Origin of the sequence: Geomonas paludis (genome assembly GCF_014193585.1) — a bacterium.
GTDB classification, from domain to species: domain Bacteria; phylum Desulfobacterota; class Desulfuromonadia; order Geobacterales; family Geobacteraceae; genus Geomonas; species Geomonas paludis.
Genome location: NZ_BLXY01000002.1, coordinates 182,940 through 201,012 on the forward strand (window position 1 = coordinate 182,940; position 18,073 = coordinate 201,012).

Here is an 18,073-nt window from a genome sequence, read left to right on the forward strand (position 1 = left end):
GACAAACCGAAAAGGAGCACAACATGAACATCGAGTGGACCAGTGACCTGGCCATCGGCGTGAACGAGATCGACGAGCAGCACAAGGAGATTTTCAGAAGGTTCGACCGCCTGCTGAGCGCCTGCAACGAGGGAAAAGGCAACGAGGAGGTCCTCAAGCTGCTGCTCTTCCTGGAGGACTACGTCAAAGAACATTTCGCCGCCGAGGAGCAACTCCAAAAGGGGAGCAACTATCCCGACTACCCGGCGCACAAGGCGCAGCACGTCGCCTTCATCGCCGACGTGCACAAGCTGACCGACTCCTTCCGCAACGAGGGGGCCACCCTGCCCCTGGTGATCCAGACCAACAGGACCCTGGCCAACTGGCTGATCCAGCACATCAAGAAGGTGGACACCGCCTTCGCCAAGTACCTACGCGAGAAGTAACAAAACCTGATGAGCGACAATCTTCCGCTAAATCCCTCTCATCATCACCCCTCAGGTAACAAAAAAAAGGTCCCCCTCGTGTTCGAGGGGGACCTTTTCATTTTCGAGCCGCAAGCGGCGGCGGGAGGAGCGCGAAGACGGGGCGTTCAGGAGGGCTTCTTCGCCTCGGACGCACCCTCGGGCTTGCGCCCGCCATCCTTGCCGTGCCGGAAGGACTTCCTGTGCCGGGACCGGCTGCGGGGACGGTCGCCCGCCGCAGGTTTCGCCTGCTGCTGTACGGCGCCCTTTTCCTTTTCCTTCTGCGGCTGACTCTTTTGCGGCTGTTCCTTCGGCTGCTGCTCGGGACGGTTGGGCGACTTGAGCCGGGCGATCAGGTCGCGCGCCCAGTCGGCATCGCCGTCGCAGCATTCCTTGGCCACGTACTGCAGGTCCTCGGGCGTGGTCTTGCTCGACTTGATCTTGAAGAGCCGCTCGATCAGCTCGCGGGACCAGTAGTACTCCCTGATGTATTTCTTGCCGTCGATCTCGTCGTAACTGTAATCGGTGCAGGGGACCACGCTCTTCAGCCACTGCGGGGTGACCTTGAGCCGGGCCGCGGCCGCCTCCTTTTCGTGGTGGTCGTGGTCCTGTTTTTTGCGCACGATGTGGCTGCCCGGTCCCTTTTCCTCGACCACCGGCGCCGCCTGCGCCTGCTGCACCAGGTGCTCCAGGTGACGGCCGAGATCCTCCAGCGCCGGGACGCTGAGCCGGGAAACGGGGGCATCGGCGCGGTAGACGACTCCGGGACGATCGACGCGGTAGTCCACCGTCGGTTCGGTCTCCCCTTCCTGGACCCCGACGCTCACCTCCAGGTCGAAGGAACCACTGGCCAGTTGCTCGGCGAGATCGCCCTCGACCGCATCGAGGATCAAGCCGGTGAGACACTCCTTGAGCGTTCCCTCTTCTACCCTGAAGTAGGCGTGACCGTGGAGCTTGGCGAGCTGGTCGGTTACTTTTTGCAGATGTTCTGAGGTCATGATGAAATACCCACCCTACCGTTCATTGTATTGCCTGTAGCGGACGCAGGGGCAGCGCCCGGCGCATGGCAAAACACTACCCTAGCACAAGCAGGGGCAAATCGCATACATCAAATTGGCAGCCGGCTCACAGCAGCAGGTAAGAGCACCCACTGAGGAGGCGGCGGCCAAGGCAGACGGAGGTGTGTCACTTCCTTCCGGACCAAAAAAATGGGAGCCCAAACAGGCTCCCAGTCACGACTCAGATACAGACAACGTTAAAGTAATCAGACAACATTTGCGGCCCAAAAGGCCATAACATCTACAAACTGCAGGTCTCCATCATATCAGCAAGACAAGTACATTAGAAAGAACATTGCATTCACCACATCACATCACTTCATCACACTACATAACATCACATCATTGCAACCGATACAGAACAATCCATGACAAGCAATCACGGCATCACATAAAGGTACGGATCAGGCAGCAATTGCCTGGTACAACTGTGCAGGCAGAAAGGGCTTGCGCAAAAAGGTGCTTCCCTCACTGCGCAGTTCCTGGGGGGGCGTCTCGAACTTGGAATATCCCCCGCTGCAGAAAACGATCCGGGTGCTGCCACCCATGTCGCGGATCTCCCGTGCCGCTTCGACGCCGGTCATCAACGGCATGTCGATGTCCATGATGGTAACGTCCGGGCGGTGCTCGCGGTACTTCTCAACCGCCTCGACACCGTTGGCGGCCTCCGCCACGATGACGTGCCCTTCCCTCTCCACCATGAAACGCAGCATCTGCCTGATATCTTCTACGTCGTCAACTATCAGGACCCTTCTCTTCATTTCACACCCCAATGCATTCAACCGAGTACTGACCGCGCCCCGTGGGCATTTGACCACACACATTTGCCTAAAACGTGCCCAAATTGTGCAAAGTTCGCACATTTAGCCTCAGGTACCATGATTATTAAAAAAGGCCGCCACAGTTGGTCCTGCCAAGTTGAAGAAATCTCTGTCGATTTTTGGAGCCCGTTGAGAGCGAAATTAATGCGACGTGGGCGGGGTGCGACCGCGCACCAACAAAACGCGGCCGTGTCCGGGGCTGGCCGCGCAGTCTTTACGCCGAATCCCGCGCCCCCCTGCGCTAAATGACGTAGCGCGTGAGGCGAAATGCCCCACCTGTTGCCCAGGGAAGAAGTCTCTTGCTTTTGCAAAGGATGTGATTAGAATTTGCTAAGCCAAATCCGGGACAGTGCCACATGCCGACACGCGGCTGAACTAAGGGGCCGAGCAACACCACGACGAAAGGAGGAACGGACAATGGAAAGGTTATTGCTGACCAACGACAGCTGGAGTGGGACGGTACTGAGAGTAGGGCTGGGGCTCGTGATGTTTCTACATGGCGCACAAAATCTGCTAGGATGGTTCTATGGACTGGGATTCGAGCACGCTATGGCTGTGATGACCACACAGCTAGGGATGCCGAAGATAGTCGGCGTTCTCATCATCATGACCCAGTTCTGTGGAGGTATCGCACTAATGCTGGGAGCCTACGTACGTATCGCAGCCGCTGCCGTCATCCTGGTGATGCTGGCATCATTTGGTGTGCTGAACTACGACAACGGATTCCTGACCACCTGGAGCGGAAAACAGCTGTCCCCGGGAGTGGAGTTCCAGCTTCTCGCCCTGGCGGTGGCGGCGAACATCATGATGTTCGGTGCAGGTCGCTGGTCCGTCGACCGCGCCCTGGAAAGCCCGCGCAGCAGGATCAGCCGCGAGCGTGCGGCACGAGAGGCGGAGCTGACCGTTCAGCCCCCCTCCCACCTCTGAGGCGCCCCAGCGAACAAGGAGGAAACCATGGTGAAGTTCTACGATGCCAAGAGCGAGGCCGAACTGGCCCGCGTCGAGGCGGTGCTGAAGCAGGGTGGGATCGAGTATTTCGTGACCGGCCTTGGCAAGGAAGAGGTAAGCGGTGAGATCGAGGTAGCGGAGGAAGACCTGCCCAGGGCAGAAGAACTGCTCCTCAAGACAAAGTGAAACTGGCAGCGGACCTACCCGAGCGGGCGGTCCGAATGAGCATCGGCAGTAAAAGCCATCACACCTTCTACCCTGATCTCGAGCCTCCACTGCACCTGCGGCAACCCGGCAGGCTCGAGTTCAGGGGCATATCCGTTCAGGACCGCCGTGTCGGTCGCCTTCTCCACCTTCCCCACAAACTGGTACCCGTTTCCCGTTTCGTCGGCCACCACCACCGACACGTGGGGATTTTCCTGCAGGTTCTTCATGGTCGTGGGACAGAACCAGGACTCGAACACCAGCCGGTTGGGCTCGAACAGGGCGATGCCCCTTCCTGCCGCGAGGTGCGGGCGCCCGCCGCTATCGCAGCTAGCCACGTAGGCATGTCCCACCTGCTCCGCCAGTTCTCTTATCTTGTCGCTGATCATGTTCACGTACCTCCTCTTGCCGATGCGGATCAGCCGGCGGTGCCAGCGCATCCTGATGGGCCACCGGCGTGAAGGATGACGGTGCCTGCCACAAGGAGCGCCGCAACGTCCAACGAGAGGCTGCATCCCCTGCGGGTGCGCCGCTATAGCCAGTCTGACTCTGGATCGCATCCTCGTTTCTCCTTGGGATCAATCTTTCCGTCAGCCCCCCCTTGATTTAACCGTGCGTCAGCACTAGCTTCTTGTAGCACTGGGACAAAAATAGTCAAGGAAAGGGGTCTCTGGCCGCGGTTTGCAGCGGGCCGGCGGCGGGTAATGGCAGCATGGAGCGACCAGGAGAAGAAGCCAGCGGTGAAAGGTCCCCTTTATTGGTGACGGCGCGGGAAGGATCTGACATACTGCCGGGCATGACCGAGGACCATGAACAAGGCGTAGAGCCTCAGGATGATTGGCGTATCGTTCCGGTGTGGCGGGTGGAGGAGCGGGGGCGCAAGCTGTCCCTGCGCCAGGCCCGCCTGTGGGCGCTGGTGCTGGAGTCGCGTTTCATCGAGTGCCGCCTGGAGCCGGGGCCGCGGGGGTGGCAGGTGTGGGTAGCGCCCGAGAACTATGACGCCGCCTGCCGCGAACTGAACCTCTACGTCGAGGAGAACCGCAACTGGCCGCCGTTCCTGCCGCCGGTGCACCCCATGAAGGAGAACACCCTCCCTACCCTGTCCATCCTGGTCCTGCTGGCCACCTTCCACAACCTGACCAACCTGGATGTGAAGGTTTTCGGGCACTATCCGGTGGACTGGCTCGACATCGGCAACGCCCATGCCGGGCTCATCCTGAAGGGTGAGTGGTGGCGCCTGGTGACGGCGCTCACCCTGCACGCGGACGCGCTGCACCTCATCAGCAACCTGGCCATCGGCGGCGTCTTCATCGTTTACCTGTGCCGGGACCTCGGCTCGGGGCTCGCCTGGACCCTGCTGCTCGCCTCCGGTGTCTGCGGCAACCTCGCCAACGCCTACGTCCAGCTTCCCAGCCACACTTCGGTAGGCGCCTCGACGGCCGTGTTCGGGGCGGTCGGCATCCTGGGCGCCCTCACCATGATGCGCTACCGGCACCACCTGCGCAGGCGCTGGCCGCTCCCCATCGCAGCGGCGCTGTCGCTTTTGGTACTGCTGGGCACCGAGGGGGAGAGGACCGACCTCGGGGCGCACCTCTTCGGTTTCATGTTCGGCTGTCTGTTGGGATTCGTCGCTGAGCTGCTGGTGGGGTACCTGGGCAGGCCGGGGCGGCTGGCCAACGCCCTGCTCGCGCTGGCCAGCGCCTCGGTGGTGCTTTACGCCTGGTGGCTGGCCATCGGCCACTCCGGCTGAACGTTAGTCGTGGCCGCGACCATGACCGCGGCCGCCTCTGTTGCCGTGTCCCCCGCGTTCTTTCTTCCACTGACCGTAGGGGATATGGCGTTCCTTACCGTACATGTCGCGGTACTCCCTGGGCACCCGGTACACGGGGCGCGGCACGGAACTGCGGGCCACCATGCGCCACGGGCCGTCGTAATCCCCCGCCCGGTACCAGCGATCGCCGCGCGGCGACCACCAATAACCGCCGTAGAAGAAGATGTCCGCTTCGAATCCGGGTGCGAAGTAAACCCTGGTCCCCGGCACCATCACCATGGCCGACGGAGCGCCCATCACGACCGGCGGGCCGATATTGATGCTGAGGTTCACCTCTGCCCAAGCGTCATGACCACTAGCGCCGATCAACAGTAGCGCTACGAGGATCAGAAAAGTTCTTTTCATAACTCCTCCTCAACCATTACAGGTTTCCCTCTCCAGCCCTCTCTGTCCCAACATCCGGCAGTTAAACTTCCACTGCCCGGCGAATGGCACTCACAGGCGAGCCGGATCAAGATCATTATAACTCTGTCGTGTGATTGCTGTCACTATCGGCTGAGTGCGGAGAGTACTACTATCGCTACGACTGGCCCTCTGTGAGAAATGGGAGCGGCTTTCCCGTGCGATATGCCAGTGCCTGACATACCGCTATGAGCATGCCGTCTTGATCATGAACCTTTATGTCATAGCTGGCCGTCTTCCTGGTGCTGTTCACCTCCCGCGCCTCCGCCCTGAGCCTCGCACCGACCTCGGGGCTGGCCACGTAGTTCACCGAGACGTTGAGGGCGACGGTGACGCTGCCGACGGTCTGGCAGACGGTCTCGAACGCCTCGTCGATGAGGGCGAAAATCGCGCCGCCGTGGGCTCGACCGAACATGTTGTTCATCGCCTCCGGCTCGTAAGCCATCTCGACAGCGGAAAACCCGTCATCGAGGGCAACCAGTTCCATCTTCAACGCCTGCGCGAACGGTTCGCGCTCAACCTGCTGAAAAATCGCCTCTTTCAGTTTTTCATCCATAGTGACACTCCCTCCCAAAAAAGGTAAAAAGGGGACAGGCTACTTTTCTAAGTATGTCCATCGCCAAAAGAGAATGGAACGCTCCTTGCGCTGCCGACTTGCGAGCTTGGTACCACCACTTGGAAAAGTAGCCTGTCCCCTTTTTATCTGTCGGTTTTAAAGGCACACCTGGTGGCGCAACCTAACACAGTGGGAAGTCGGCTGCAAAGACAAATGACGCCTGTTCCGACACAGCCTGGGCGCCCTCCGGGCGGTGCGGGACTCCCCTAGGTCCCGCCTTGACAGGTCGGCATCCCACCCTATACTGTGAATTTGTTTTAATTTTCACAGCAGAGCGCCAGCTCGAAGGGAGGCAAGGGATGCGCACCAACTTGAACCTCAGGGCCAAACTCCTCGTCGGTTTCGGCATCAGCAGCGCGCTGTCGGTGATTCTGGCAGCCACCGCTTTGTACGGCATGGGGGTCGCGGCCAGCAGCGCGCTAGGCCAAGCCGATCTGCAACTGGTGCAGATGAGGGCTATCGCGGAGATAGGTTCCGCAAACGCCGGCGCCGGCCAGCGACTGGCGGAAGCGATGGCCACGGGGGGAATCGCGGCAGCCCGATCCGAATTGAACACGGCAGCCACATCCGAGAAAGCCGTTGCCGACCAGCTCGCCAAGCTTAAGTCTGTTCCGGCCAGGGATAAGGATAAAGCACTGTTGGAAGCCCTGTCGGCGAAAATTGCCGCCGCCCAAGCCACCCGCAGCAGGGCGTTGCAGCTGATAAACGCGGGGGACAAGGACCTGGCGCTCCAGGCGCTACGGGACCTTAAGGCGCGGCGCGGGGAGATCCGGGAGGCGCTGGGGCAAGTGAGCGCCGCCGTCGCGGACCGCGGCGCGCTGCAGGTCCGGGCTCCAGCAAACGCACGGGGGGCCAGGCTGGCCATACTCGCCCTGCTGTTGATCTCGGTGGGTGTTGCGTTTGTGGGCGCCCTGTGGCTGGACCGGAGCATTAGCGCTCCCCTGCAGGCCGCCGTCGCTACCGCCGGGCGCATCGCCCAGCGCGACCTGACGGCAAAGGTCGAGGCCGACGATTCGGCGGAAACGGGACGGCTCATGGCTGCCATCGCCAGCATGCTGCAACACCTGCGGGACGTGGTCACGCGCACCGGCGACATCTCCAGCTGCATCGCCGCGTCGTCGAGCCTGCTGCAGCGCAGTTCCCAGCAGATGGCCAGCGGCGCGGAACAGGTCGCCTGCCAGGCCCAGACGGTCGCCACCGCAAGCGAGCAGATGTCCGCCACCTCCAACGAGATCGCGCTCAACTGCCACGAAGCCGCCCGGAATTCCAAGCAGGCCAGCAGCGCAGCCGAGACCGGGGCGCAGGTAGTGGCACAGACCGTCGAGGTGATGAACCGGATCGCCGACCGGGTCAACGAGACCTCCCGTACCGTGGAAAGCCTCGGCGAGCGCTCCGACCAGATCGGGGCCATCGTGGGGACCATCGAGGACATTGCCGATCAGACCAACCTGCTGGCGTTGAACGCGGCCATCGAGGCGGCCCGGGCCGGTGAACAGGGGCGCGGCTTCGCGGTCGTTGCCGACGAGGTGCGCGCCCTCGCGGAGCGGACCACGAAAGCGACGCGGGAGATCGGCGAGATGATCAAGGCCATTCAGGGTGAAACCAAGGGGGCGGTGCTGGCAATGGAGGAGGGCGTGCGCGAGGTGCAGCAGGGGACCGAGGAAGCAGCCAAGTCCGGGTCCGCCCTGCAGGAGATCCTGGACCAGATCAACGCGGTAAGCATGCAGGTAAACCAGATCGCCACCGCGGCGGAGGAGCAGACGGCCACCATCAGCGAGATTACCGGCAACATAACCAGGATCTCCGAAGTGGTGCAGCTCACCGTGCAGGGAGCCCAGGATTCTTCGATGGCCGCCGCGGAGCTGGCCAGCCTGTCGGATGACCTGGGCACACTGGTGACCCAGTTCAAAGTAGCGTAGGGAAACGGCGGGGCTGCAGCCTGCCTGGAGACAACTGCAGCCCCGCCGGCAATGGCTAACGCTTCATCAAGCCCAGCTTGGACAAGACGTTGAAAAGCCCCTCTTTGGAAACCGGCTTCACCAGGTAGGCCGCCGACTGCGCGTTGCAGAACGACTCCATGGCATCGTTGGAAGAGTTCAGAGCGGTCAGCATGACGATGTTCACGCGCTTGGCCGGTTTCTGCTCCTTCTCGATATGCCTGATCGCTTTGGCCGCGTCATGGCCGCTCATCCCCGGCATCATGATGTCCATGATCACCAGGTCGAAGGGTTCGTCGCTGGCCAGGGCGGCGTTATATTTTTCGAGAGCCTCCATGCCGCTGGTGGCTTGGTGACAGTCCGCCGTCGCGCTGAGCAAGGTGGCGACAAAGTCACGGCAAAAAGCCTCGTCATCTACTATCAAGCACTTCATAGCTCTCCCCCAGTTCTTGGTGTGTGTTGATGCCGTCAGGCACTTCCCTTCAGGGAGTGTTTTGGTCCTGCAGCACTTTTTCCTATCGGCTCATGGGAACCATTCTTTAGCTTCATAATGAAAAAAGAGGACGGACGGGACAGGGGGAGCCCTGCCATGCCGGCCGCCTTGAAAAACGGTGCCGCGCCGGGATGAGACTGTCGGGTTATGGGAAGGGATTTCAAAGGGATCGGTGCACCATGGAGGGAAGCCGGGAGGGGAGGAAAGACGGGGGCAGGCCGAAGACCTGCCCCTTTTCGGTTACATGAGCAGGCGCACCGGATGTTCCAGCACGTCCCGCAGTTCGACCAGGAACTGGGCAGCATAGGCACCGTCGACCACGCGGTGGTCGGCGGAAAGGGTCACCTTCATCACCCTGGCGTTGGCGAGCAGTCCTGAACGCAGCACCGGGACGTCCACCACGGCCCCGACCGCGAGCACCCCCGCCTGCGAGGGGGGAATGATGGCGCTGAAGCTGCTCACCTGGAACATGCCCAGGTTGGAGACGGAGAAGGTCCCACCACTCATCTCCTGCTCGGTCAGGGCGCCCGATCTTGCCCGCTGCACCAGCCGGTCGGCCTCCTGGGCTATCGCCGTAAGGGAAAGATCCTGGCAGCCGTGGATCACCGGCATGAGCACTCCCTCCGGCACGCCCACCGCCACGCTCACGTTCACTTCGCCGTGAAATTGCAGCCCGTCCTGGGCGTAGCTTGCGTTCAGTTGCGGGAACCTGGTCAAGGCGAGCGCGACCGCCTTGACGATGATGTCGTTCACCGTGACCCGGATCCCCCCCTGTTTCAACTGGCGCCGCACCGATTCCGCCTCGTCCATGGCTATGTCCATGGTCACGGTGAAGTGCGGTATGTGTGCCCAGGAATCCGCGACGGTCTTGGCTACCGCCGCCCTGAGCCTGGACATGGCCTTCACCTCCTGCACCAGTCGTGGCCCCTGCGCCTTCGCCTCAGCAGGCGGCGCCTCCCCCTGGGGCTGGGGCTGGGGCTGGGGCTGGGGCTGTGCCTGGGCCTGTGCCTGTGCCTGTGCCTGTGCCTGTGCCGGACGAGCGGCCTCGGCAGGGTGGGAAGCTCCCCCCCCCTCCCCCTCCAGATCCTGGAGCAGGATGCGCCCCTCGGGGCCGGTGCCCCGCACCTGGGCCAAGTCGATGCCGAGTTCCCTGGCGCGGCGGCGGACGACCGGCGCAGCCCGTTCTCTGCCGGGGGCGCTCATTTCCGGGGCAGGACCGCCGGGCGAGGGGGCCCGGGTCTGGATGTACTGCGTAGCAGCGCCTGGGGATTCTGCTGCCGGCTGGGTCGCCTCCTCTCCCGGAACAGGCGGTGCGGCGGGAGCCTGGTGCTCACCCTGCTGGGCGGCAAGATCTTCGACACGGGCCGGTTCAGCGGTCGGCGCGGCGCCCCCCTGGCCACCCTGAGGGCCTTCCTCGGGCGCCCCCTTGGAGGCCTCGGTCCCCTGTCCCTGCACGGTGTCCAGTGCCTCCCCTTGCGCCAGGGGGGCTGCCTCGGGCTGCGCAGCTTCCGTCTCCGGCTGGGAGCTTTCGGCGGGGGACGCAACGCCTCCCTTTTCGCCCGCCTTGCCGATCACGGCGATCACCGTCCCCACCTGCACCATCTCGCCGGCCTGCACCTTGATCTCCAGCATCACCCCGGGCACGAAGGCCTCGAGTTCCATGTTCGCCTTGTCGGTTTCCACCTCGGCGATCACCTCGCCGCGGCGCACCTCGTCCCCTACCCGCTTCTTCCAACTGACCAGCCTCCCCTCGGTCATGGTATCGGAGAGTTTAGGCATGACGATCTCGTTCATGGTGGCTCCTCAGAAAGGTTCGTTAAGAAGGTCACGTACGCCCTGGACGATCCCCTCCAGCTGCGGGATGCAGAGCTTCTCGATCTTGCGGGAATAGGGCATCGGCACGTCCAGCCCCGATATGCGGCGCACCGGCGCGAGCAGTGTGTCGAAGCATCCCTCGTAGATGCGAGAGGCGATGTCCCCACCGAGCCCTGCGCTTTTCCAGCATTCCTCGATCACCATGGCGCGCCCGGTCTTGCGCACCGACGCGAGCACGGTCTCCATGTCCAGGGGGACCAGCGTGCGCAGGTCGATCACCTCGCAGGAGATCCCTTCCTTTTCCAACTGCTGCGCCGCCTGCAGAGCCAGGATCGCCATCCGGCCGTACCCCACCAGGGTTGCCTGCTCCCCCTCCCTCATCACGACGGCCTTGCCGAAGGGAACAAGGAACTCCGGATCCTCCGGCACTTCCCCCTTACTGTTGTAGAGAAGCTCGTGCTCAAGGAAGATGACCGGGTTGTCGTCGCGGATCGAGGTCTTCAGCAGCCCCTTGGCATCGGCGGGCGTCGCCGGATACGCGACCAGCATGCCCGGGCAGTGCATGAAGTAGCTCTCCAGGCTCTGCGAGTGCTGGGCGCCCAGTTGGCTTCCCCCGCCTCCCGGCATCCGGATCACCATGGGGACCTTGGTCTGGCCGCCGAACATGTAGCGCACCTTGGCCATGTGGTTCACGATCTGGTCCATGGCGAGCAGGGCGAAGTTCACCGTCATCAACTCCGCCACCGGCCGCACCCCGGCCATGGCGGCGCCGACCGCGACCCCGACGATGGTGTTCTCGGAAATGGGGCAGTCGCGCACCCGCAACTCCCCGAACTCCGACAAGAGCCCCCGGGTCACCTTGAAGGCCCCCTCGTACAGCGCCACGTCCTCGCCGTAGGTGACCACGGTCCTGTCGCGCCGCATTTCCTCTTTGAGCGCCAGGTTGATGGCGTCCCGATAGGTCATTTCAGCCATACATCGTCTCCGTTAGCGCAGGTAATCGTTACTTTCGCAATACGAGGTTCCAATACTATCAAAGCATTAAGCGAACACAACGATGCAGAGTTCAAATTCAGTCAGTTGCAGCCCATGGGATCATGTCTACACAACCGCGGATGCAAAAGTCTTGCAACGCCACACCAAGTACGATAGGGTCGCAGGCATGAAATGGGTCATGAAGCGGTCGACATCGAAAATAAACCTGCTGGCGTTGGTTCTGGCCGTCGCAGTCTTCTTTGTCGCGCAGGGAATCATCGTACCGAATCCGTGCGACGCCCCCCTGCTGTCCGCCAAACACCTGACTCAGAGCTTCCACGATGCCTGTCTGCTGCACTCCACCAAGGGGAGCCAGCCGCTCAAAACGGCGCACGCGTCTCCCCTGGCCGCCTTGGCGGAAGTCCCCACACAGGCGCCTCTCATCCTGGGCAGTCATACCGTATCGCCGCCTCCCACCCTCGCCTTCGCGTCTGCTGATCGCACCCCCCCCCCTGCCAGGGCTCCTCCAGCCTAGCGTCCCACTCTCTCGTCATTCATCCGGCCCACTCGCCGACAGGCCCGGCGCCCGGCGCGAGCTAGCGCCCAACGTTCGCCGACCTGTCTCCGGTCCGCCCAGGCGGAACTGCGCGCCCGTGCGCGCTCCTGCGCCGTTGTGCGCCCTTTTCCCACCTGGGCGGCCCTGCCCGTCGTTGGGCCGGCATTTTCGGCTACGACAGCCGTTCCCCCACAGACAGAGCCGGGACCACCCGGCACCAGGGAGCCATAACCGTGCAATTTATCAGCAACACCAAGATAGACTTCATCGGAAAGCGCAAGTTCAGCTTTGCCATCTCCGCGCTCATCACCATCATCGGCCTCTTCGGGGCGCTGCAGATCGCAACCAACAAGGCCAACATGGGGATCGACTTCTCCGGCGGCACCTCGGTCCAGGTGGCCTTTACCCACCCCGTCGAGCAGGAAAAGGTGCACAAGGTCCTCACGGCCGAGCTGCACAAAGAGGTAAGCCTCCAGGAGATCAGCGGCGGCAACCGCCTCCTCGTCAAGGTCGGCAAGTCCGGCGCCGATTCGCTCAACGTGGCCGACAGCATAACCGGGCGGCTGCAGACGGAGTTCCCCGACAACGCGTTCGTGGTGGAAAGTTCCAACAAGGTAGGCCCGTCCATCGGCGACAAGCTCAAAAAAGACACGCTGCAGGCTGTGGCACTCTCCATGGTGGGCATCGTTCTCTACATCGCCTGGCGCTTCGACTTCAACTTCGGGATAGGAGCCGTAGCAGCCACGCTGCATGATGTCCTGGCCATGATCGCCCTCTTTCTTCTCCTCGACAAAGAGGTCAACCTTCTTTTCATCACTGCCATTCTGACCATTGCCGGGTATTCTTTGACTGACACAGTGGTGATCTTCGACCGTATCAGAGAGAACCTGAACAGGTCGGTGCTGGAAGCAAAAGGAGAACTCTTCAACCGGAGCATCAACGAGGTACTGCCCAGGACCATCATCACCTCACTTACCACCTTTCTGGCCGCCATATCCCTGTATCTCTTCGGAGGAGACGCCATAGGCGATTTCGCCCTGGCCCTGGTTGCCGGCATCGTCATAGCGACCTATTCATCCATCTTCATCGCCAGCCCGATCGTCCTGGAATTGGAGCAAAGGGACGATGCGAAGAGGCTGGCTCGGCGCGAGACGCCCGGCGAGCCGAAGAGCGATAGTGAACAAAGGAGAACCTGATGCACGACCTCAACCTCATCATGACCGTGACCGGCGGCTTCGTGGCCGCCCTGTGCTTCGGATACCTGGCGCACCGCATCGGTCTGTCTTCCATAGTCGGCTTCCTTCTTGCCGGGATCGCCGTCGGCCCCTACACGCCCGGGTTCGTCGCCGACCGGCACATGGCCGAGCAGTTCGCCGAAATCGGCGTAATTCTCCTCATGTTCGGGGTAGGCCTACAGTTTCACTTCAAGGAACTGCTGGAGGTAAGGCGCGCCGCCGTTCCCGGAGCCCTGGGGCAGAGTGCGGTGGCGACCCTGCTGAGCGCTGCCGTGGCGATCGGGCTTGGGTGGAGCTGGCCCGCCGCCATCATCTTCGGCTTGGCCGTCTCCGTGGCGAGCACAGTTGTGCTGTTGCGGGTCCTGGTCGACAACAACGAACTGCACACCCCGGCCGGGCACATCGCGGTAGGGTGGCTCGTGGTCGAGGACCTGCTGACCGTCTTCCTGCTGGTAATCCTGCCGGTCCTCTTCGGGCCGCAGGCGAGCGGCGGCAGCCTCCCTGCCGCCGTCGGACTGGCGCTTGTGAAGATCGCCCTGCTCATCGTGGTCACCTTCTGGGGGGGCGGCAAGGTGATCCCGCGCATCCTGGAGCATGTGGCGGAAACGCACTCGCGTGAACTGTTCACCCTGACCGTGCTGGTGCTGGCCCTGGGGATCGCCGTGGCCTCCGCCAAGTTCTTCGGCGTCTCCATGGCGCTGGGCGCCTTCCTGGCCGGGATGGTGGTGAAACAGTCCGACTTCAGCTTCCGTGCCGCGACCGAGGCGCTGCCGATGCGGGACGCCTTTGCCGTGTTGTTCTTCGTCTCGGTGGGGATGCTGTTCGACCCTGCCCACCTCATGCAGCAACCCGGCCTGGTGCTCACCGTCCTCGCCATCATCGTCATCGGCAAGCCCCTGGCCGCCGTCGTCATCATGTCTGCCCTGGGCTACGCCCCCCGGGTCGCCCTCTCGGTGGCCTTCGCCCTGGCGCAGATCGGGGAATTCTCCTTCATCCTGGCGTCGGTCGGGAGGGATCTCGGGGTGCTGGAGCAAAGCGGCGCCAACACCCTGGTGGCCGCGGCCATCATCTCCATCAGCCTCAACCCGCTTCTGTACCGCACCATCCCGTTCCTGGAGCGGCAGACGAAAGGGACACGGTTGTGGCAGTGGCTGGAAGCGCGTTCCCGCCCCGACTACGCGGGCGCCCGCGTGGAAGGCGCCACCTTCACCAGCAGCGATCGCGCCATCGTGGTCGGGTACGGCCCCACCGGGAAGACGCTGGCGCGCCTGCTCACGGAGAACGGCATCGAGCCCTTCGTCGTGGAGATGAACCTGCACACGGTGCGGCAACTGCAACAGGAAGGAATAGGAGCGCTCTACGGCGACGTCACCCTCAAGGAAACCCTCGAGGCGGCCGGGATCGAGCAGGCGGTGGCGCTGGTGCTGACCTCGGCGGGGATGCAGGGCGAGGAGGAGGTGATCCGGCTGGCCCGTCAGCTCAATCCGCAGTTGCGCATCCTGGCCCGGACCAGCTACCTCAGGGACATGCCCACGCTGTACCGCGCCGGAGCCAATGCCGTCTTTTCAGGAGAAGGAGAGATCGCGCTCAACATGACCGAGCACATGCTGCGCGGGCTGGGTGCGACCGACGAACAGATCGACCGGCAGCGCGACCGGGTCAGGGCGGAGCTGGCCACGGTCGGCCGGTGACCGACAAGGCGGGCAGGGCTTTCACCGCAGGGGTAACTGGGTAACGGGCGGACAAGCGGGCGACGTGACGGAAACGGCCGCGATGGCGCCCCGGAACGGGGCGCCATCGGTACGGCGTCAAACGTAGATATCCTCCCAAACCTCGCCGTCCTCGGGCCACGGGGACTCCTCGGCGAACCGGACGCTTTCCTCCACCTGGGCCAGGCAGCGCCTGGTGATCTCATCGAGTCGTTCCTGGTTCGCCATCCCCTCCTCTATGAGCCGGCGCGACAGGTTGATGATCGGGTCCCGGCTTTTCCACACATCGGTCTCCGAGGAACTGCGGTACTTGGCGGGGTCGGACATGGAGTGGCCACGGAAGCGGTAGGTGACCGCCTCGATGAAGTAGGGGCGCTGCCGCTCCCTGACCCACTCGGCGGCACGCTTGGTGGCCTGGTACATGGCGATGACGTCCATGCCGTCCACCTTCTCGCTGGGGATGTCGTAGCCGCAGGTGCGCCGGTGCAGGGCGGCCTGGGCGGAGGCGCGATGCACCTCGGTGCCGATGCCGTAGAAGTTGTTCTCGCAGACGAACAGGACCGGCAGGTCCCAAAGGCGCGACCAGTTCAGCGACTCATGGAAGGTCCCCTGGTTCATCGAGCCGTCGCCGAAGAAGCACGCCGTGACGCGGTCCTCTTCGAGCAGCTGGCTTCCCCAGGCGAGACCGGTGGCGATCGGGAACTGCCCCCCCACGATGGCGTACCCTCCCATGAAGTTGAGCTCCGGTGCGAAGAGGTGCATGGAGCCCCCCTTACCCTTGCATAGGCCGGTCGCCTTGCCGAACAGCTCCGCCATCACCTTCTTGGGCTCGGCGCCGCGCACGATGGCCTGGGCGTGGTCGCGGTAGGCGGACAGGATGTAGTCCTTTTGCTGCAGCCCGGCCGTGCAGCCGACCGCGACGGCTTCCTGCCCGGAGTACAGGTGCAAAAAGCCGGTGATGTGCCCCTTGGAGTACTGCTCGGCGCAGCTCTCCTCAAACTCGCGGCATAGCACCATCTGCTCGTAGAAACCAAGCAGCTCTTCCTCGGAGAGCAGCTCCCTAAGGGTCTCAGCCATGATTCTCCTCCTTTACTGTATTGAGCAGTCCCCCCGCCACCAGCTCGCGACGCTCGCGTTGCGACGCGTTCAGGAGGGTCACGATCTCGGCTCCATCGACCCGGATCGGGATCTCGGTGGCGCCGCTCTCGGTCAGTTCCCGCAGCCGCGGGATGGTGATGCGGTCCCCCTGCTTGATGCGGTCGTAGTCGGCGGGGTCCTTGAAGACCAGCGGCAGGATGCCGAAGTTGATCAGGTTGGAGCGGTGGATCCTGGCGAAGCTCTTGGCGATCTTCACCCGGATGCCGAGGTAGCGCGGCGCGAGCGCCGCATGCTCGCGCGACGACCCTTGGCCGTAGTTCTCGCCCCCCACCACCGCACCGTCCCCCTTTTCCGCCGCCCTGATCGCGAACTCGGGATCGGCCTGCTCGAAGACGAACTTGCTGATGGCGGGAATGTTGCTGCGGAAAGGGAGCACCTTGTTCCCGGCCGGCATGATGGTGTCGGTGGAGACGTTGTCCCCCACCTTGATGATCACCTCCACGTCGAGCTGGTCCGGGAGTGCGGGGAACTCCGGGAAGGGGACGATGTTGGGACCGGTGACGATCTCGACCGGGCCGCCGTCCTCCGGCGGCGCCTGGATGCCGGCGTCGTCCACCAGGTAGCGGTCCGGGTTCTTCACGTCCGGCCAGGGGAGCAGTTCCGAGAGCTTGCGCGGGTCGGTGACCACGCCGAAGACACCTGCCGCGGCGGCCGTTTCCGGGGAGCAGAGGTAGACCCGGTCCTCCTTGGTGCCGCTGCGTCCCGGGAAGTTGCGCGGGAAGGTTCTAAGCGAGACCTGGTTGGTGCCGGGGGCCTGCCCCATGCCGATGCAGCCCAGGCAGCCGGGCTGGTGCACCTGGCCGCCGGCCAAAAGGAGCATCATGAAGCCGCCGTGGGCCACCACGTTCTCCAGCACCTGGCGGCTGCCGGGGTTGATGTGGAAGGCAAGTCCGGGGGCGATGCGGCGCCCCTCCAGGATGCGGCAGACGGTCATCAGGTCGCGGAAGGAGGAGTTGACCGAACTGCCGACGATGACCTGGTCCACCTTGAGCCCCTCGATCTCGGAGACCGGCACCACGTTGTCCGGCGAAGACGGGCAGGCGATCAGCGGCACCACCTGGGACAGGTCGATCTCGTCGTACTCGTCGTAAGATGCGTCCGCGTCGGCTGAGAGTTCGCGCCAGACGTCGCCGCGTCCCTGCGCCTCCAGAAACGCCCGGGTGTTATCGTCGCTTGGGAACACAGTCGTCGTCGCGCCCAATTCCGCCCCCATGTTGCCGATGGTGGCGCGGTCGGTTGCCGATAGGGTGGCGATGCCCGGCCCGTAATATTCGATGATCTTTCCTACCCCGCCCTTAACCGTGTGACGCCTGAGCATCTCCAGGATCACGTCCTTGCCGGAGACCCAGGGTTGCAACTGCCCGGTCAGCTTGACACCCCAGATTTTGGGGCAGGTGAGGTGGAAGGGATACCCCGCCATGGCCAGCGCCACGTCGAGCCCCCCGGCGCCGATGGCGAGCTGTCCGAGACCTGCGGCCGTGGGGGTGTGCGAGTCGGCGCCAAGGAGCGTGGTGCCGGGGACGCCGAAACGCTCCAGGTGCACCTGGTGCGAGACGCCGTTGCCCGGCTTGGAGAGATGGACCCCGAACTTCTGTGCCGCCGTGGCGAGAAAGACGTGGTCGTCCGCGTTCTTGTTATCGGTCTGCAGAAGGTTGTGGTCGACGTACTGCGCCGCCAGCCCCACCTTCACCCTGGGGATACCGGTGGCCATGAACTCCAGCATGGCCATGGTGCCGGTCGCGTCCTGCAGCAGGGTCTGGTCGATCCGGATCGCGATTTCCCGCCCCGGCACCAGCTCCCCTTCCACCAGGTGTTCCTTCAGTATCTTTCTAGCCAGGTTCTCTCCCATCTTAGCCTCCTAAACCGCGGGCT

General features: G+C 63.2%; 18 protein-coding genes. 8 read left to right on the plus strand and 10 right to left on the minus strand.

The features are described from left to right. Positions 1–23 precede the first annotated feature (23 nt). Complete coding sequence (locus H7687_RS06385) at positions 24–425, plus strand: bacteriohemerythrin (protein ID WP_183346232.1); 402 nt, start codon at positions 24–26, stop codon at positions 423–425. Positions 426–571: 146 nt separating this feature from the next. On the opposite strand, the gene H7687_RS06390 is transcribed toward H7687_RS06385, so the two are convergent. Together H7687_RS06390 and H7687_RS06395 are read right to left on the minus strand one after the other, a co-directional pair. After that, positions 572–1,441, minus strand: coding sequence for a hypothetical protein (locus H7687_RS06390; protein WP_183346233.1), 870 nt, complete (start codon positions 1,439–1,441; stop codon positions 572–574). Between the two features lie 464 nt (positions 1,442–1,905). Continuing rightward, positions 1,906–2,262, minus strand: coding sequence for a response regulator transcription factor (locus H7687_RS06395; protein ID WP_183346234.1), 357 nt, complete (start codon positions 2,260–2,262; stop codon positions 1,906–1,908). A gap of 477 nt (positions 2,263–2,739) precedes the next feature. On the opposite strand from H7687_RS06395, the gene H7687_RS06400 reads away from it, so the two are divergent. Beyond that, positions 2,740–3,249, plus strand: a complete 510-nt coding sequence (locus H7687_RS06400; protein WP_183346235.1) for a DoxX family protein — start codon at positions 2,740–2,742, stop codon at positions 3,247–3,249. Positions 3,250–3,276: 27 nt separating this feature from the next. Beyond that, positions 3,277–3,456 (plus strand): putative signal transducing protein, encoded by a 180-nt coding sequence (locus tag H7687_RS06405; protein ID WP_183346236.1) that lies wholly within the window; start codon positions 3,277–3,279, stop codon positions 3,454–3,456. A 14-nt stretch (positions 3,457–3,470) separates the two neighbouring features. Here the strand turns inward: H7687_RS06405 and H7687_RS06410 are convergent, their stop codons facing one another. Continuing rightward, positions 3,471–4,034 (minus strand): pyridoxamine 5'-phosphate oxidase family protein, encoded by a 564-nt coding sequence (locus tag H7687_RS06410; RefSeq protein ID WP_246404656.1) that lies wholly within the window; start codon positions 4,032–4,034, stop codon positions 3,471–3,473. Positions 4,035–4,270: 236 nt separating this feature from the next. Between H7687_RS06410 and H7687_RS06415 the strand changes: the two genes are divergently transcribed. Beyond that, positions 4,271–5,224: a rhomboid family intramembrane serine protease gene (locus H7687_RS06415; protein WP_183346237.1), complete on the plus strand. Its 954-nt coding sequence runs from the start codon at positions 4,271–4,273 to the stop codon at positions 5,222–5,224. A 3-nt stretch (positions 5,225–5,227) separates the two neighbouring features. Here the strand turns inward: H7687_RS06415 and H7687_RS06420 are convergent, their stop codons facing one another. Together H7687_RS06420 and H7687_RS06425 are read right to left on the minus strand one after the other, a co-directional pair. Next, the gene (locus H7687_RS06420; protein WP_183346238.1) at positions 5,228–5,650 is read right to left on the minus strand and encodes a hypothetical protein; all 423 of its coding nucleotides are present in this window, start codon (positions 5,648–5,650) and stop codon (positions 5,228–5,230) included. A gap of 175 nt (positions 5,651–5,825) precedes the next feature. Next, positions 5,826–6,263: a PaaI family thioesterase gene (locus tag H7687_RS06425; RefSeq protein ID WP_183346239.1), complete on the minus strand. Its 438-nt coding sequence runs from the start codon at positions 6,261–6,263 to the stop codon at positions 5,826–5,828. A gap of 359 nt (positions 6,264–6,622) precedes the next feature. Between H7687_RS06425 and H7687_RS06430 the strand changes: the two genes are divergently transcribed. Next, positions 6,623–8,242 (plus strand): methyl-accepting chemotaxis protein, encoded by a 1,620-nt coding sequence (locus tag H7687_RS06430; protein ID WP_246404658.1) that lies wholly within the window; start codon positions 6,623–6,625, stop codon positions 8,240–8,242. Positions 8,243–8,297: 55 nt separating this feature from the next. Here the strand turns inward: H7687_RS06430 and H7687_RS06435 are convergent, their stop codons facing one another. From H7687_RS06435 to H7687_RS06445, 3 genes are all read right to left on the minus strand, one after another. Continuing rightward, entirely contained in the window at positions 8,298–8,693 is a 396-nt protein-coding gene (locus H7687_RS06435) for a response regulator (RefSeq protein ID WP_183346240.1), read from the minus strand. Positions 8,694–8,993: 300 nt separating this feature from the next. Continuing rightward, entirely contained in the window at positions 8,994–10,547 is a 1,554-nt protein-coding gene (locus tag H7687_RS06440) for a 2-oxo acid dehydrogenase subunit E2 (protein WP_183346241.1), read from the minus strand. Between the two features lie 9 nt (positions 10,548–10,556). Then, complete coding sequence (locus tag H7687_RS06445) at positions 10,557–11,543, minus strand: alpha-ketoacid dehydrogenase subunit beta (RefSeq protein WP_183346242.1); 987 nt, start codon at positions 11,541–11,543, stop codon at positions 10,557–10,559. Between the two features lie 199 nt (positions 11,544–11,742). Between H7687_RS06445 and H7687_RS06450 the strand changes: the two genes are divergently transcribed. The 3 genes from H7687_RS06450 to H7687_RS06460 all read left to right on the plus strand — a co-directional run bounded on the left by H7687_RS06450 (position 11,743) and on the right by H7687_RS06460 (position 15,025). Beyond that, on the plus strand, positions 11,743–12,078 hold the full coding sequence (locus H7687_RS06450) for a hypothetical protein (RefSeq protein WP_183346243.1): 336 nt from the start codon (positions 11,743–11,745) through the stop codon (positions 12,076–12,078). A gap of 254 nt (positions 12,079–12,332) precedes the next feature. Then, positions 12,333–13,295, plus strand: a complete 963-nt coding sequence (gene secF / locus H7687_RS06455; protein ID WP_183346244.1) for a protein translocase subunit SecF — start codon at positions 12,333–12,335, stop codon at positions 13,293–13,295. Further along, positions 13,295–15,025, plus strand: coding sequence for a cation:proton antiporter (locus H7687_RS06460; protein ID WP_183346245.1), 1,731 nt, complete (start codon positions 13,295–13,297; stop codon positions 15,023–15,025). Before secF ends, H7687_RS06460 begins: the two co-directional genes overlap by 1 nt. Before the next feature lie 117 nt (positions 15,026–15,142). Here H7687_RS06460 and pdhA read toward each other — a convergent pair whose 3' ends face one another. Both pdhA and H7687_RS06470 read right to left on the minus strand, forming a co-directional pair. Next, entirely contained in the window at positions 15,143–16,120 is a 978-nt protein-coding gene (gene pdhA, locus H7687_RS06465) for a pyruvate dehydrogenase (acetyl-transferring) E1 component subunit alpha (RefSeq protein WP_183346246.1), read from the minus strand. Next, positions 16,113–18,050, minus strand: coding sequence for an aconitate hydratase (locus tag H7687_RS06470; RefSeq protein WP_183346247.1), 1,938 nt, complete (start codon positions 18,048–18,050; stop codon positions 16,113–16,115). Before H7687_RS06470 ends, pdhA begins: the two co-directional genes overlap by 8 nt. Positions 18,051–18,073 lie beyond the last annotated feature (23 nt).